The organism is Enterococcus sp. LJL90 (assembly GCF_056924355.1).
On record NZ_JBXPBQ010000002.1, the window covers coordinates 575,312 to 591,291 of the forward strand.

The window sequence follows — 15,980 nt, forward strand, 5'->3', positions numbered from 1 at the left end:
TTATTGAACAGCTTCGCTAACACTTTTCGCGACAACTTTAGCGACATTTTCATTAAAGGCATCTGGGATGATATAAGTTGTAGTCAACTCTTCTGGTTTGACTAAACTAGCAATCCCCTTCGCTGCGGCAACTTTCATCTCCATAGTAATTTTAGTAGCTCGGGCATCCATCGCTCCACGGAAAATTCCTGGAAAAGCCAGCACGTTATTAATCTGATTTGGAAAATCACTGCGGCCAGTTCCGACAACATAAGCACCAGCAGCTAATGCTTCATCAGGGAAAATTTCCGGTGTCGGATTAGCCATCGCAAAGATAATTGGTTGAGCTGCCATTTCAGAAATCCACTCTGCTTTTAAAGCACCCGGCGCTGAAACCCCAACAAAAACATATGCATCTTTTAAAGCCACAGATAAATCACCAGACAAGTGTTCCCGATTAGTCACTTTCGCAATCTCTTGATGATAAGGATTGTATTCAGCATCTTCATTTTCGTTTAAAATGCCGAAGCGGTCCACCACGACAATATGTTTAACACCGGCTGCCATAAAGGTGCGGGTAATTGACAAGCCCGCCGAACCGCCGCCGTTCACTACCACTTTGATTTCATCAATTTTCTTGTCTACCAACTTTAAAGCATTGTATAACGCGGCTAAGACGACAATTCCAGTGCCATGCTGATCATCATGAAAAACCGGAATATCCAATTCTTCAATCAAACGCTGCTCAATTTCAAAACAGCGGGGAGCACTGATGTCTTCTAAATTAATTCCGCCAAAGGTTGGCGCAATTAATTTAACGGTCTGAATAATTTCTTCCACATCTTTAGTATCTAAAACGATTGGAATCGAGTCCACATCGGCAAATCGTTTGAACAACGCTGCCTTGCCTTCCATGACGGGCATCGCTGCTTCTGGACCGATATCGCCTAGTCCCAAAACAGCCGTACCGTCGCTAACCACCGCTACGGTATTTTTTTTCGTTGTCAGCTCGTAGGCCAGCTCACGATTTTCAGCAATCGCTGAAGAAACAGCGGCCACTCCCGGTGTATAAGCAATACTTAAATCTTCTTTATTGTTGATAGCAACTTTAGGAACAACTTCTAACTTACCGCCATTTTTTTTAGCCTGTTCTAGGGCCATTTCCTTCACATCTTTTTTTGTTGTTTGTGTCATTTCAATTTCCTCCAAAATGGTTATTTTTTCAAAATTTTTAATTAGCCGCTTAAAAAATCATCCGTAAAATTGCGGTCATGGAAATAACGGTGATGGCACCACCTAAACGAGTAGCAACTTGCGCAAAAGGCATTAAGTTCATCCGATCAGCTGTACTTAAAATCGCAACATCCCCAGTTCCTCCCATACCGCTTTGACAGGCTGAAATAATTGCCGCTTCGACAGGATTCATATTCATAAAACGGGAAACAAAAAAACCAGTGACAATTACCGTGAAAACAACGCTGATGACAATGATAAAATACTGCCAAGTCAAGGCGCCGACCACATCCTTCAAAGGAATATACAACAATCCTAAACCAGCCATCAAAGGAAAGGTGAAATTACCTGAAATAAACTTATACAACATCTTCGAACCTTTTTGGGTATCTACAGGTACTATATTAACATATTTTAACAAAGCTGCTGCGACAATCATCAAAACCGGTCCCGGAAAACCAGTTAAATGTTCTAATAGACCACCGAGAATAAATAACGTACAGGCAGTCAGGACACCGGCCCCCATTTTTTTAATATCAATCGGATCATCCGTTTCATCCAAAGCGTCACTTAAATCATCTTTGTTCTTTTTATTAAAGCGTAACAGCTGACCTTGACCAGAAAGCTCAGGTCTTTTTTCTCCTAAGCGACTTAAGAGAGCCGTACACATGATAGCAAAAAAGTTACCAATAATTGTCGCCGGAATTAATTGGGCCACCAGCTGTTCACTCGCAATGCCCGTGATTGCGCTATACCCAAGAGACAGCGGCAAAATCCCTTCACCGATACCGCCAGCTAAAACCGGAGTGACGATGAAAAACAATGTGTGCTGCCAGTCCATCCCTAAAAGAACGCCGACCAAAGTGCCAACACCCATCGCTGCTATCATGCCAATTAGCATCGGGATAATCATGCGCATTAATCCCTGCACCAAAATTTTGCGATTCATGCCTAGAATACTGCCGCAAACGAGACAAGCGATGTAAAAATATAAGAAATTAGCTTCCCGCATTAAAATATTGGCGCTGTCTAATACGTTTTGATTTACAAAATTGAAAAAAACTAAAATCGAAGGAACAAGTAAAGAAAAAATTGCTGGACCGCCAAAGTTTTTAATAATTGGGATATTACCGCCAATTGTGCCCAGTAACCACCCTAAAGTTAAAATTACGGCAAAACCGCCGAGCATATTAACAGGTAATTGTTGCAGTAAAGCCGTTGCGAATATGACTGCCGATAAAGCGCAGTAGACTGGCAGTGAGACAGAACCAACTTGAATCTTCTGCCACCATTTTTTCTCAACAAGCGGCTTTTGGCTGATACTGGTTTGTTGTAATTTTGTTTCCATTTTCTTTCCTCCTAATTTGCTTTTGCTGAATCGGTTTGGCTTAACTGATAGATTATCCACTTTTGATTGCTAGAATTTGATTAACTTTTCAACTCTGCCTCCAAAAATGTAAGCTCTTTCTGATAGCCCTATCATAATCGGCAGAGCTCGAAAAAAACACTTTATTTAATTAACTTAACTAAATGAAACTTATTTAATTGATATGGTATAATTTCCCGGAGAGCTACTCATTCTGCAAATATTAAAAATGTAGACTGCACTTTTATTGTGTTCCCCCTTTACGCCGGCTAAGATACAACCTATTCAAAAATAATTTTTAAAAGTTTTTTTACAATCAAATCAAAAACGCTAGCAATTATTGTGGGTTTAAAATTTGATTTCATCAGACTTACCAAAAAATAGGTCTTGTGAGTCTCACGGGTTTACTGAGCCACGACACTCACAAAGTAGGTTTAGATATTATCTTTGCAAAAATTAGGCGAAACGTGCCTAAATCAAAAAGCTACTTTTAACTAATAACTAACAAAAAAATACCCAGCAACAGCTGACAGAAAGGAGTCAAGATGAAAAAGGGAATTCGCTTATGGACTTTATTAGCTACAATCTTTATTGCAACTTTACTGTGCACCCTGACACTTTTTTATCTGCTGACCCTTTTGCAACAAAATCGTGAAGTGCAACAAAACGAAGAAAATCTTTTGTTGGCAACTGGGCGAATGCTGGCCAAAGAACCGCAAGTCATTGAAGCTTTGCAAGCTGACACCTCTTCTACTGAATTACAGGAATTAACATTACGAATCAGTCAATCCTATGAACTGGATTTTGCGGTGATTATGGATATGCAGGGAATCCGCTTGACCCATCCAGATGAAACGCAGATTGGGCAGCCCTTTATCGGCGGCGATGAATCCCCTGCTCTAGCGGGAAATGAACATCTATCAACTAGTGAAGGCAGCTTAGGCGAAAGCCTACGGGGATTTGTTCCCGTATTTGCCGAAGATGGTCAGCAAATTGGGGTAGTTGCTTTGGGGATTACCTTAACCAATTTATCGACCTTAATTGAAAATTCTCAGCAAAATTATACGACAGCTCTAGTCGCCAGTGTTGCCGTGGGGCTGTTAATCTCATTTATCGTGGCCTATTACTTAAAAAATCAGCTCCATAATCTGGAACCAAAAGAAATTTCTCGTTTATTAGAAGAACGAAATGCCATGCTGAATGAAACGGAAAATGTCGTACTGGTCATCGACATGCAAAAAAATATTTTACTGGCGAATAATCAAGCCCAACAGATGTATCAACTTCAGAAAAAAACTGAGACAGCTTTAGTCGGCCAGCCGCTTTCTGTTATCATTTATCATCTGGACAAGCTTAATTTCCAGCAAAAAACTAAACAATTCTATCAACAAGAAGGGGAAGATTTCTTCTTTTCAGTGGCGCCGATTATAGTCAGGCGCCAAGTAGGTTATATTGTCTTTTTAGAAAACACAACGGAAACTTTATTTTTAGCCGACCAATTATCTAACACTAGTCGTTATGCTTTGGCTTTGCAAAGCCAATCCCACGAATTTATGAATAAGCTGCATGTGATTTATGGGCTTGCTGATTTGGGCGCTCATCAGGAATTAAATGATTATCTAACGGATATTATTCAACCGGAGCGGGAGCTGACTCATCGTTTGGCCCTCTTGGTGCAAAATCCAATTTTTGCAGCCTTCCTCTTAGGAGAGCGCCAAGCTTTTTCAGAAAAAAATTGTCAACTGTGGATTGAGGTCACACCGGAAATCCCCAGTAATTCCCACACCTTTGAAACCGACACAATTTTGAATATTTACCGCTATCTGCATCATTTCTTTTCTGAACAGCAGATGCCAGATGAGCTGCTGCTTCAATTAACTTATCAGCAGCAAACTTTGACTAGCGAATATGCTTTAGTGGCGGATGAAACATTTGTCAAAGCGTTGGAAAATGCTTTGCAGGCCCCCTTCTTTGTCCGTTTATTGAAGGATGGTCATGGAGAGATTCAGTGGGACTATCAGCAGCAATGGTTGCAGCTAAAAATTATAACTTTATATCGAGGTGAGATGGATGACCAGCATTTTAATTTTAGAAGATGATCCGATGGTGCAATTTATTCATAAAAGCTATTTAGAAAAAATTGATGCCTCAGCTGAAGTCATTGTCAGCTTGAATGCAACAGCCGCTGAAAACATTCTCGCTGAAAAAGAAATCGACTTATTGCTCTTGGATATTCATTTGGGCCAGGAAAATGGCTTAACCGTGTTAAGAGAATTGCGCCAGCAAAATTTTGCCGGTGAAGTAATTTTAATCAGTGCGGCTACCGAAGTTCACTACATCAAAGAAGCCAGCCATCTGGGAATTTTAGACTATCTGATTAAGCCCTTTACCTTCGAGCGTTTTCAAGAGAGCTATCTGCGTTTTTTAGAAAAACAACAGCTGCTAACTACAGACACACTGCCACAAGCAAAAGTCGATGCCTTGTTTCAAGCAGCAGCTACAAAACCTCAAGTGGCGGCAACACATGAATCCTTTGAATTAGAAAAAGGCTTAACGGAAGCAACTTTAGGACTGATTTTTGCAGCTATACGCCAATTCGATGGCGCCTTTACTATCTTAGAGCTCTCTGAAAAAATCGGGCTTTCCCATGTTTCCGTAAGAAAGTATGTCCAGTTTTTAGAAAGCCAGCAAATAGTCAAATCAGAAACCATTTATCGTAAAATTGGCCGGCCTTATCAAGTCTTTCAGCTCGTTGAAGTAACTAGCCCCTTCATGACTTATTTAGAAGGCTTGACAAAGGATTAGTGAGGACATTTTTTTCTTTGACTTTTAAACTAACTTTTTCAAAATGAATTCAATGGGAGTTTTAGTTTTAGCGCTTTCTTGCTACAATGGAACAAAAGAGATTTTTGAGGAGGAGCTCGATGATTAAACAAGTCGTTTTTGATTTAGGAAATGTTTTAGTGAAATTTCAACCCACAGAATTCATTAAAAGTTATACCCAAGATGCTGAGGTTGAAAAATTCCTTTTGCAAAATATTTTTCAAGCACCGGAGTGGATCGCCTTTGACCGGGGCACGATGACTAAAGCTGAGATTCAGCGGAAACTAATTGCTAAACGTCCGGATTTAAAAGAAATTATTACCGAAGTTTTGGCTAACTGGTACCATGAAATCAAACCTTTTTCAGAAATGGCGACAGTTGTTTCTGCTTTGCAGGAGCAGGGCTATCCAACTTACCTTTTGTCGAATGCACCCACAGACATCTACGAGATACTTAAAACGATTCCTGCTTTAGAAAATATGTCCGGCCTGTTCATTTCCGCCGACTGGAAAACAATTAAGCCGGAAAAAGAAATTTATCGTTGTTTTTGCAGTCATTTTCGCTTAGTTCCTAGAGAATGTCTTTTTATCGATGACTTAGCCCCCAATGTTGAGGCCGCTCAGCAATCTGGCATGGAAAGCATTGTCTTTCGGCAAGATGTTCAGCAGTTAAAAACTGAATTGGCGACCTTTGGCATCATTATTTAACAAAAAAAAGACTTTAGCCTGAAGCTTGTCACTACTGACCAAACTTCTAGCTAAAGTCTTTTTTATTCATCTGTTTTATCCTTCAGCTGACTAAAATACTGGCGGATTTTTTTCGGCAGCGGAATCACGCTGCCGATATTTTCCAACAATGACAAACCCTCATTGGCAAGGTAAAACATGATTGTCATCTCACGAAAAGGCAATGTCTGACCCAAAAGCTGCTCCAATTCAACTGAAATCATAATCATCAACAGAGTTAAACTTTTCTTCACTAAGCCTTGAAAGCCAATTTTGCTGTTGAGGGCTTTGTGATAGCCCGCCTGAAAGATGCCTGATATATAATCGGCAATCATAAAGAAAAATAAGCTTTGCAACAGCTGGTCCACTCCGCCTAATAAATCTGCCAAGCTGCCTCCCACAAATGTCAGCCACCAAATTACCCCAGAAAAATATCGTTTCATCTTGACCACTCCTTGCGTTTATTTGACAAAATCTGTCTATAATAAACACAACTTGAGCCGCTAAAAAATCAACACTTCAAAAAAATAAACTGCTATCTCTTATGCCAAAGGCTGAGGCCTTCTTTTGATATCCATTCCTAGATACTGATAAGTCCGCAATTTTTGATTTTCCTCAACCTCTTTGATTTTAAAATAAAAAATATGTTCCTGACTATCAACTGTCATATAGGCTGGAATGCGAAATTGCGTAATCCCTCGATGATTCATCAAATACAGCAATTCCTCCTGCAGGGCGAAAAAAGGAATATCGGTAACAACAAAATTCAGAAAATCCTTGATTAATCGCTCGGAATTTTTTGTATGGTACTCAAACTGAGCATCCTCCACATTCAAAGTCATGAAACATCACTCCACTTTAAATTGCTGATTAAGCTAGCATGATAAATTGCGTCATGTTGGATGAACTGAACCTCCCCCTCTAAGGAGCTTAAAAAAATTGTGGTTTCATCCATCCCTGCAATTGTTCCAGTTAAATCAGGGAATGCTTGGCCTTGTTCATCTAAAGTGCTTAATTGCAGTGTGACTGTCTGATGATTAAAAAAGGCGCTTTCTAAAACGTCAGAAATCTCCAAGTCAGTCATTTGCTGCTGATGCTGCCAGGTTGTCTCTCGCGTTTGCTTTTCCTTGCCCATTTCAGCTGTATGCTCACTTAAATAAAAGCCCAACCATTTTGCCATGCCTCGATCTTGATACTCTCTAATCCAAGGATCTTGATGATAACTCATAAACGCTTCTCCCATTCTAACCACCTCCAAAATAGAAAATTAGCAATCCATTGGCAATAAAAAATAATCGCAAATATCTTCAAAATCATCATCAATCTTATTCAATAAGTTTTAATAGAATCGTAATTAGTTTCATTATGTAAACTGAATGTTGCCATCTACGATTTAGCCGCTTTGATTTAAAAACCATTCAAAATAACTGACGCAGCAGAAAATTTTGCTGGCCTTCTTACAATCCATCTAAACCACCAGCACCACCACCGCCATCGTGTCCCCCTACCAAGTGGCTGCGGGGCAAGCTGCGGCCATGCTCCAAGGTTGAGCTGGCTCGCACAATCGAAACAAAGCCGTATTTTTCTCTAATCCGATCCATCACCAAATCGATTTTTTCATCTTTAATCTGCTCTTCCGGATCCTCAAATAAGTTCAACTGACTACCACTATCATAGTGTAAATCAGAATAAGTTACTCCTAAATGCCGCACCAAGTCGCCATTGTAAAATTTATGAAACAGATACAACAAATGCTTGGTTAATTCATCGGTATTGTCAGTGGGCGTGATTTTAACTTGGCGGCTAAAGCCTTTATCTGTCTCCGCTTTAGAGTAGCCAACGTATAACGAAACAACGCCCGCCTTAGCGTGATGGCGGCGCAAACGAATCGCCACCTGTTCAGCCATTTCCCGCACCAATAACGGCATCTCTTCCCCAAAATAATCCCGGGGCAACACTTGACTATTGCCGAGATTTTTCGACTTCGGCTGATAGACATTTTGTAATTTGCTGCGGTCAATTCCATTAGCATGATGGTAGAGCTGCAGGCCCATAATGCCAAATTTTTCTTTTAGTTTATACGGACTGGCGTGGGCTAGTTCTTTTATACTAGTAATGCCCAGCTCCATCAAATTGCGCTTCATCCGACTACCAATGCCCCAAAAATCACTCATGTCGCCAATCTTCCAAACCTTTTCGGCAACATTTTGATAATTCCACAAAGCCCGCATCTGCGGCTGCTTCTTGGCCTCATTATCCAATGCCAATTTAGCCAATAGCGGATTACTGTTGGACATGCCAATAGTTGAAAAAATTCCGGTCGCACGAATGATATCCTCTTGAATTTTTTGACTGACATGGTCGAGTTTTTCCCCTCGTGACTGATTGCCGGGAACAAAATAGTTCAGGCTGCGGGAAAGATCAACAATTCCCTCATCAATGGAATACCACATGATGTCCTCATCTGCGGCATATTGGCGAACAACATTTTGAATTTTTAAATTCTCCGCAATATAATAACGCATCCGCGGCGGTGCGATAATCAAACGCTCCATTGCAGGATTTTCCTCAACCGTTGGCAATTCGAAAATCCGCGTCACATTTGTAATCCCTAGTAGCTCTTTGGCCTTGGGGCTACTGGCCAAAACTAATCCTGAGGTATTATCCGCATGGCTCATCACAATCAATAAATCCTTTAATGGATGGCGGCCTCTAGCAACTATTTCGCAACTAGCATAAAAAGATTTCATATCAATAAAAGCATAATCACCTGTTGGTTCCAATTCATATCGAAAATTCATCCTACTTCACCTCAAGTAAAAAACAAACGTATGTTCGCTTTTATTTTACTCCGCTATTTGTGAAGGTGTCAAGGAAATAAAAAATTACCTTTGCGCTGTGCTACTGTATAATTTTTTTAATAAATCAGTGAAGTTGCCCTACTTACATTCTTTTTATTCCTTTAGTTAATTATTCAATTATTTTATGCAATAAAAAACTGCGACAACTACAAATGAAGCTTCATTTGTAGTTGTCGCAGTTTAATTAATAAATATATTACCCCACTAGCTCAGTAATCTGCATTTTTTCAACTAGTAGTGCAACATATTTTTCTAAAAATTCGCGATCGATTTCATCGTAGCTGTCTGTTATGCTGCTATCAATATCGAGTACACCTAACAAGTGACCGTCTTTGACCATGGGCACAACAATTTCGGACATGGCTGCTGAGTCACAAGCAATATAATTTTTATGCAAGCGGACATCTGGAACAATCAAAGTTGTTTTGGTTGCTGCCGCTTCTCCGCAGACTCCTTTGCCCATAGTAATTCGTGTGCAGGAAACGTGACCTTGGAAAGGGCCTAAAATTAATTCCTCACCATTATATAGGTAATAACCGGCGAAAACAGTGTCTGGTAAAGTTTGATTCAAAATTGCTGAAGAGTTAGCTAAACTCGCTAAATAATTGGTTTCGCCCTCTAGCAATCCTGCCTGTTGTAATAGTAATAAATCATAAGCAGCTTTTTTTTCTTTTGCATCTACCCAAGCCATTTGCTTAGCCTCCATTTGAAAAAAATATTCTTAGATTTGCATCATACTAAAAATACCATGAACAAGCAAGCCAAAGCTTAGTAGCGCCAAAGCAAAAGGAATAACTTTGCTGATGACGAAGCCCATCAGGACCGTAAATTTTTTATAGAAGCGATCTAAATGGTCACTGAAGTATAAGGAACAAGCAAAAATAACAATTAGCGGCATAGAATAAATCACATTATAAATCGCTAAAATTGCCACGACTCCGATAAAAGGCAATTCATATTGTAAAAGAATGGCTAAGAAGGCAAAGTAAGGTAAGGCACTGGTCAACTCTAGGCCGCAGGAAATGATGCCTAAGCCAAACAAGGTTTTAAAATCCAAAGTCTTGGTTGGTTTTTTGATTTCCGTTTCTTCATTTGTCACAACTGCTTTGCGACGGACCCAACGATGAACCAAATAGCCCACTAGGACAAGACCGATAATTATTTCTCCTATTGGAATGATTTGCGGATAAGCAGTAAGGATGCCCGTCAAATATCGCTGAACTAAAGCGGCGAGACCGTAGTAAACTAAAACGCCGGCAGCAAAGTTGGTCAGCCCGATTCCTAAAATAAAGCCGATAATATCATTTTTTTTACGGCTGACGGATTGAAAAACCAATTGTTGGGCAATCGCAATCGGATTTAGACTATCGGCAGCACTAGTGACTAACGTCATGGATAATAAAGTAAACATATAAAACACTCCTGAAATTAAATTTGCCTAAAAAGAAAAGATGTCTCCTTCACACCATCTTGGCCTAGGCGTGAAGAACACATCTGTTAAGTGTCCGGCGACACAAAATTATCCGTATTTCCATTTAGAATAGCACGCTTTTTTTTGGTGGTCAAGCCGGTTGCTCAGCTACTTTAGAATTATTCTCAAAAAGCTCAATTAAATTGCAGAATATCAGGTAATATTACAGCCATATTACTTTCATGAAAAAATACTACAAACGTCATAAATTCACAAAATCTTCACATTTGATTTATAAACTGATTGAGGATATTAAAAAAAGACATGCGGGGAAACTCTTATATGAATAAATGGACAAAATTATCAACGATTACCTTGGCAGCTAGTCTCCTTTTGGCGCCGATTGCTGTTAATGCAGCTGAAATTGACGACCGGATTGCAGCTCAAGAAGAAAAAATTGCTGCTTTAGAAAATCAAGGAGCCTCAGCCCAAGCGCAATTGGCGGCGATTCAGGCAGATGTTACTGCGATTGAAAATGAAGTGACGGCTGTTTTAGCAGAAAAAACAACAGCTGAGGAACGGTTAACAGAAATCAATAGTCAAATTAGCGAATTGGAAATAACAATTGCTCAACGGACAGAGCAAATTGAAAAGCAAGCCCGTGACACACAAACCAATCAAAATGCGACTTCTTACATTGATATTGTATTAAGTGCTGAATCTTTAAGTGATGCGGTGACTAAAACAATGGCTTTAACAACCTTAGTTAGTGCCAACAACGAGATTATTCAAGCACAGAAAACTGACAAAGAACAATTGTCTGCTTTGCAAGTTGAAGCAGAAGAACATTTAGTATTAATTACAGAAAAAACAAGTGAACTGCAGGATAAACAAGATGAGTTATTAGAAGCTCGTCTTAATCAAGAAGTTGAAATTACTGCTTTGAGTGCTCAACTGGCAACTGAAGAAGATCAAAAAGCCGCTTTAGAAACTGAAAAAGCGGAAGCAGAAGCTCGTCGCCAAGCTGAATTGGCAGCCCTTGAAGAAAAACGCCTACAAGAAGAAGCCACAGCAGCCGCTCTTGCAGCCGAAGCAAAAGCCAATGAAGAAGAACCGACTGTTTCTAATTTAAGCAGCAATGGCCAAACAACTGTTGAAACGAATTCAGGTGGCTCAACAAGCAACACGACTCCGCCTGCTACTAACAGCAGCGGCTGGTCAGCTCCTCTTTCTTCATTAAATGTAACCAGTCCGTTTGGTATGCGGAGTGATCCATTTGGCGGCGGCGGTTCTAGCATGCACAATGGTATTGATTTTACCGGCTATTCAGGTATGCCGGTGATGGCTGCTAAAGCCGGTGAGGTGGTCTTTGCCTCTTACGAAAGCGGCGGCGGCAATGTTGTCATTCTTAAACACAGCGATGGCTACTATTCTTACTACATGCACTTAAGCAGCTTTGCCACTTCCACTGGCTCACAAGTCAGTGCCGGACAAGTGATTGGCGGCATGGGCACGACTGGTGCTTCCACTGGCGTTCACTTACACTTCGGAATTTCCACCGGATTTTGGTCTGGCTATGTTAATCCTTCTTCATTTTTAGGAGTATAACCTCAGCAGTCTTCTCTTTTTAGCCCCTCGCTGATCAGAGAAGGCTGTTTTTTGATATAATTTTAAACTTTGCTGAAATCGTATTTAAAAAACAGAATTTTTTTTATATAATAGAAGTAACAGAAACTTTAAAGGGGGCGCAAAAATTTTGAAAAAATTAATTTTGGGCAGCTTGCTGCTAGGACTATTGGCAGCACCGGCAACTGTTTTTGCGACCGATGATTTATTTGGCCGCCCAATTGAAGAAGGCAGCAATGCCCAATTAGAAGCTCAACAATCTGAGGCTGAAGAACGTTTAGTCACAGTTCAAACCGAGATTACCGCTCTCAAAGAACAAATTGATACGTTGACTGAGGAAAAAACAGCTGTCGAAGAAAGATTAGCCAGCTTAAACGAACAGATGACTGAGTTGCAAACAGCGATTGACAAAAAGACCAGTGAAAAAAGTACAACAGCCTCTTTTCTTCAAACTGTTTCCAATACGATTACACTGACGAATTTAACCAGTAAAAATGAAGAATTGGGTTCAGCGGGCTCGACAGAAGTTGCGGAAATGGACACCTTGAATCAGCAATTATTAGAATTGCAGCAAAATTTTGACCAGCTGGCTGCAGAACGCATGTCATTAGTGGAAGTCTTTACGGGCACAGCAGCTCAGCTTTCTGCTGAAGAAACAATGCGCTATACCGCAGCGCAAAATTCCGGCTTCTTTATTAATAATCCAGATGGCTGGGTGGCACCTCTCACCTCGCTGAATATTACCTCGCCTTTTGGCAGTCGTTCGAATCCTTTTGGCGGCGGCAGCAGTGAGTTTCACAATGGTATTGATTTTTCCGGCTATTTAAATATGCCGGTGATGGCTACCCGTGAAGGTCAAGTCGTCGTGGCTGAAAATAATAGTTCTGCCGGCAATGTCGTCATTATTTTACATGCAGATGGTCTCTATTCTTATTACATGCATTTAAATAGTTTTGCGGTTAAAGTCGGCGATACCGTTTCTGCCGGACAAACAATTGGCGGCATGGGAACAACTGGCCGCTCAACTGGTGTGCATTTGCACTTGGGGGTTTCGACAGCGCTTTGGTCTGGCTACATTGATCCAACCACCGTTTTCTACAATCCTTAATATATCAAAACAGCGGACTTGCTGAGGGGTATTTCTCAACAAGTCCGCTGTTTTTATTTTTTTAAAAATCTAAAGTGACTCCAGTCAGCTCTTTGTATAAATCCGTCAGCAAAGTCCGGTCAATTTTAGTTTTGTCTTGGTCTTGATTGCTGGCGATAATCACAGCCGTTTGACCGTCTGGTGACAAAGCGACATAGGTTTCATAGGTCAGTTCTTGGCCATGACTGGCGTAATAAGTTTTTTCATTGTAGAGGCCGCTGGCGTAAGGCGCGCCGCTGGCTTCCTCTGGTGTTTGCAGGGTTTTAACGTCAGCTGCAGAAATTAGTTGTCCCGACAGCAATAATGAATAATAGCGGTACAATTGGCCGGTACTCATAAAGACATTGCCGGTACCAAGCTCTTTAATGTAGTCATTTGCACTCTCAGTGGCAACAGTGCCATAAGGCGTTGTGCCGTCATTGTTTGAATATGGGACAGCCACATTCGGGTTATTGGCAATATTTTGGTAAAAACTATAATTCGTAATGCCCGCTTTTGTACCATAATAATTATCAAAAATGGTGTAATAATTTTGCTGATACACTTTTTCTAAAATACCGGCGAGTAAATTAAAATTAATAGGCTGGTAGTCAAATTTTCCGACAGTATTTTTGATGGCAGCATTGGCCGTGAAAAATGGCAAGGCATCACTATCCTTCGCCAAATTTTTAGGCGAATTCGTCAGCTGCAAGCCAGAAGCCATATCCAACATCATTTTCAGCGTCACTTGATCGCTACCGGCAATTTGCGGGTAATATTTTGACAGCTTGTCGCTTAATGCTAGTTTTCCCTCCTCTGCCGCCCGCATAATCAAGGTGCCGGTCATCCCTTTTTGAGTGGAACCGATATTATAAAGAGTGGTTGGCGAATTGGCAATTTGTTTAGCATTATCGGCATTGCCGTAGCCTTTGCTTAATTTTATTTGACCATTATGCACAACCAAAACGGATCCGTAAAAGCCGCTTTTTTGAACGATTTGATCATAATCGGTCCCCTCATTACCATCGACTACAGTTTGGCCATTAGTTAAGTTGGCATAGACTGTTGCATCAGTAGTCGAGCTTGTCGTAGAAGATGAACTGGCCACTGTGCTAGTTGTACTGCTAGTAGTTGTACCACTAGGAGCTGTCGTTTCATTTACTGACGCATTCGATGGTGTCTCTTTAACAAATTGGCTGGCTCCCCACACAACACCCAACATTAAAAATAAAACAAACCAACCGAGAATAATCCGGTGATGTCTTTTATGTTTCACGGGAAGCCCTCCTTGAATTAATTTCCTGGTAGTCCATCTGGATTTTGATTTTGCCAGTCTGTGCTTAGAAAGTCATTGTTGATTTGATAATTTAATTTGCTTGTGCTGTTTTTGTCTAAAAATGGTTCAATCGCTTGATCAGCAGCCAACCAGCCGCGCCATCCTAGATGAATGGTATCTTCCATAAAATAATCTTCATTGCCATCACCGCTTAAATCAGCAATATTCGTGAAGCCTTGACTGGTTAATTGATACCGAACTTTTTTAGCAAAGCCAGCGAGCATCTCGTTGGACAATCCTGTGTAGTCCATCCATTTTTGGTTGATAGGCGGAATGATGAATAGGACATCTACATTATTTTTAGCAAACTCGTTTAGAACCAATTGAAAATCGCTGTATTCAGGACTGTAGCGATAATCCCAATCCTTTTGCGAACCTGCTAACTTTTTGATATCTTTTTTCAAACGAGAGCTGTAAAAAGAATTTTTAATGCCTAAATCATTGTTGCTAGTATCATTTTTACCCTCTGTTGTTGCCACTTGATCAATGGCACTTTCGTCATATTGATCTGGCAAAGCTTTCGCTGCTTGATTGATATCTTTTTGTAGGTTGCGGTTGAGCCCGATGCCACTGAAGAGCTCATCTTCTCTAGAAAGCAGATTGCTTTGCAGCTGGAAATAGTCCAGTTCACTTTGCTTCGGCAGTTCACCGGCAGCAATTTTTTCCAAGGCCGCTACTAAGGTACTATTACTTTTAACAATCTCAAAATCCTGTAAACGTTTTGCATAATACTGGTCATAGGCTGAAATATTTTTTAAAGACAGCAGCCATTGATAGGTTTGTTCTTCTGAAAACCAATTCTTAAAGTAATCTTTATCCACGCCCTTTGGTGTAAACCATTGGGGGGAAACAATGAAGACAGCTTTTTTACCACTCAACTCTTTGGCTAGCGAATGAATCATGGAAAACTGCGACAAAGACTGAGTACCCGCTGCGCCTAATAAAAATGGCGTATAATTCCGATCGTATTTTTGGGCTAATACAGAGGGATGTGTGGAACTCACACGATTTAATTCTGATGAACCGAAAAACGGTACATATTTTCCCGAGGACAAAGCTTCTGAGGTAATCTCAGTGCCCCGCAGTACACTGTTTGCCATTGAAGTTGAGGCCTTCGCTATCACCTTTGAGTCGCTCACATCAAACTTCCAGGGGCTATAGAAAAAGCCCCCCAGAAGGACCGCAGCTAAAATTAGCGGCCCAAAGATAGCTAGAAGTTGTTTTTTCATTAGGCGGCTTTCAAGGCGTCAACTTGAGCAATAATTTGAGCGGGAGTACTCCAGTCAGCACGGTCAAATTCTGAAACTGGGACTTGTACGCCTAGTTGGCCTTCTAATTCTACGAGTAATTGGACAGTGGCTAAAGAATCCATCAAGCCTTCATCGAATAAATTCACATTCAAATCTTCTCTAACTTCATCGGTACCGGTAATCATTTCTAAAATATCTAACACTGCATCTTGTGTGTTCATTTAAATCGTCTCCTTAAAATTTT

Annotated in this window: 16 protein-coding genes; 5 read left to right on the forward strand and 11 right to left on the reverse strand. The window is 40.6% G+C overall.

From position 1 onward, the window contains the following. A complete protein-coding gene (locus AC1Z3S_RS07645) occupies positions 1 to 1,173 on the reverse strand; it encodes an NAD(P)-dependent malic enzyme (RefSeq protein ID WP_461739860.1) in 1,173 nt (390 codons plus the stop codon). 49 nt (positions 1,174 to 1,222) lie between these two features. After that, a complete protein-coding gene (locus AC1Z3S_RS07650) occupies positions 1,223 to 2,560 on the reverse strand; it encodes a 2-hydroxycarboxylate transporter family protein (RefSeq protein WP_461739861.1) in 1,338 nt (445 codons plus the stop codon). 563 nt (positions 2,561 to 3,123) lie between these two features. Between AC1Z3S_RS07650 and AC1Z3S_RS07655 the strand changes: the two genes are divergently transcribed. The 3 genes from AC1Z3S_RS07655 to AC1Z3S_RS07665 all read left to right on the forward strand — a co-directional run bounded on the left by AC1Z3S_RS07655 (position 3,124) and on the right by AC1Z3S_RS07665 (position 6,108). Beyond that, positions 3,124 to 4,677 carry a Spo0B domain-containing protein gene (locus tag AC1Z3S_RS07655; protein WP_461739862.1) on the forward strand — a complete coding sequence of 518 codons (1,554 nt, stop codon included), beginning with the start codon at positions 3,124 to 3,126 and terminating at the stop codon, positions 4,675 to 4,677. Further along, the gene (locus AC1Z3S_RS07660) at positions 4,649 to 5,383 is read left to right on the forward strand and encodes a response regulator (protein ID WP_461739863.1); all 735 of its coding nucleotides are present in this window, start codon (positions 4,649 to 4,651) and stop codon (positions 5,381 to 5,383) included. The genes AC1Z3S_RS07655 and AC1Z3S_RS07660 overlap by 29 nt, the downstream gene beginning before the upstream one ends. 119 nt (positions 5,384 to 5,502) lie before the next feature. Beyond that, positions 5,503 to 6,108: an HAD family hydrolase gene (locus AC1Z3S_RS07665; RefSeq protein ID WP_461739864.1), complete on the forward strand. Its 606-nt coding sequence runs from the start codon at positions 5,503 to 5,505 to the stop codon at positions 6,106 to 6,108. 62 nt (positions 6,109 to 6,170) lie between these two features. On the opposite strand, the gene AC1Z3S_RS07670 is transcribed toward AC1Z3S_RS07665, so the two are convergent. The 6 genes from AC1Z3S_RS07670 to AC1Z3S_RS07695 all read right to left on the reverse strand — a co-directional run bounded on the left by AC1Z3S_RS07670 (position 6,171) and on the right by AC1Z3S_RS07695 (position 10,398). Beyond that, positions 6,171 to 6,569, reverse strand: coding sequence for a phage holin family protein (locus tag AC1Z3S_RS07670; protein WP_461739865.1), 399 nt, complete (start codon positions 6,567 to 6,569; stop codon positions 6,171 to 6,173). A 99-nt stretch (positions 6,570 to 6,668) separates the two neighbouring features. After that, positions 6,669 to 6,968, reverse strand: a complete 300-nt coding sequence (locus AC1Z3S_RS07675) for a DUF5960 family protein (RefSeq protein ID WP_461737388.1) — start codon at positions 6,966 to 6,968, stop codon at positions 6,669 to 6,671. After that, positions 6,965 to 7,369, reverse strand: a complete 405-nt coding sequence (locus AC1Z3S_RS07680; RefSeq protein WP_461737387.1) for a hypothetical protein — start codon at positions 7,367 to 7,369, stop codon at positions 6,965 to 6,967. Before AC1Z3S_RS07680 ends, AC1Z3S_RS07675 begins: the two co-directional genes overlap by 4 nt. A 214-nt stretch (positions 7,370 to 7,583) precedes the next feature. Beyond that, positions 7,584 to 8,927, reverse strand: coding sequence for a Y-family DNA polymerase (locus AC1Z3S_RS07685; protein ID WP_461739866.1), 1,344 nt, complete (start codon positions 8,925 to 8,927; stop codon positions 7,584 to 7,586). A gap of 256 nt (positions 8,928 to 9,183) precedes the next feature. Then, a complete protein-coding gene (locus AC1Z3S_RS07690; protein WP_461739867.1) occupies positions 9,184 to 9,678 on the reverse strand; it encodes a GAF domain-containing protein in 495 nt (164 codons plus the stop codon). 30 nt (positions 9,679 to 9,708) lie between these two features. Further along, the gene (locus AC1Z3S_RS07695; protein ID WP_461737371.1) at positions 9,709 to 10,398 is read right to left on the reverse strand and encodes a GAP family protein; all 690 of its coding nucleotides are present in this window, start codon (positions 10,396 to 10,398) and stop codon (positions 9,709 to 9,711) included. A gap of 342 nt (positions 10,399 to 10,740) precedes the next feature. Between AC1Z3S_RS07695 and AC1Z3S_RS07700 the strand changes: the two genes are divergently transcribed. Further along, complete coding sequence (locus tag AC1Z3S_RS07700) at positions 10,741 to 12,006, forward strand: murein hydrolase activator EnvC family protein (protein WP_461739868.1); 1,266 nt, start codon at positions 10,741 to 10,743, stop codon at positions 12,004 to 12,006. Positions 12,007 to 12,154: 148 nt separating this feature from the next. Then, positions 12,155 to 13,132, forward strand: a complete 978-nt coding sequence (locus tag AC1Z3S_RS07705) for a peptidoglycan DD-metalloendopeptidase family protein (RefSeq protein ID WP_461739869.1) — start codon at positions 12,155 to 12,157, stop codon at positions 13,130 to 13,132. A 61-nt stretch (positions 13,133 to 13,193) separates the two neighbouring features. Here the strand turns inward: AC1Z3S_RS07705 and AC1Z3S_RS07710 are convergent, their stop codons facing one another. The 3 genes from AC1Z3S_RS07710 to dltC are packed head-to-tail and all read right to left on the reverse strand — an operon-like array spanning position 13,194 to position 15,957. Next, positions 13,194 to 14,426 (reverse strand): serine hydrolase domain-containing protein, encoded by a 1,233-nt coding sequence (locus AC1Z3S_RS07710; RefSeq protein ID WP_461739870.1) that lies wholly within the window; start codon positions 14,424 to 14,426, stop codon positions 13,194 to 13,196. A 17-nt stretch (positions 14,427 to 14,443) separates the two neighbouring features. Then, positions 14,444 to 15,715, reverse strand: a complete 1,272-nt coding sequence (dltD, locus tag AC1Z3S_RS07715) for a D-alanyl-lipoteichoic acid biosynthesis protein DltD (RefSeq protein ID WP_461739871.1) — start codon at positions 15,713 to 15,715, stop codon at positions 14,444 to 14,446. Next, a complete protein-coding gene (gene dltC / locus AC1Z3S_RS07720) occupies positions 15,715 to 15,957 on the reverse strand; it encodes a D-alanine--poly(phosphoribitol) ligase subunit DltC (RefSeq protein WP_265456733.1) in 243 nt (80 codons plus the stop codon). Before dltC ends, dltD begins: the two co-directional genes overlap by 1 nt. Positions 15,958 to 15,980 lie beyond the last annotated feature (23 nt).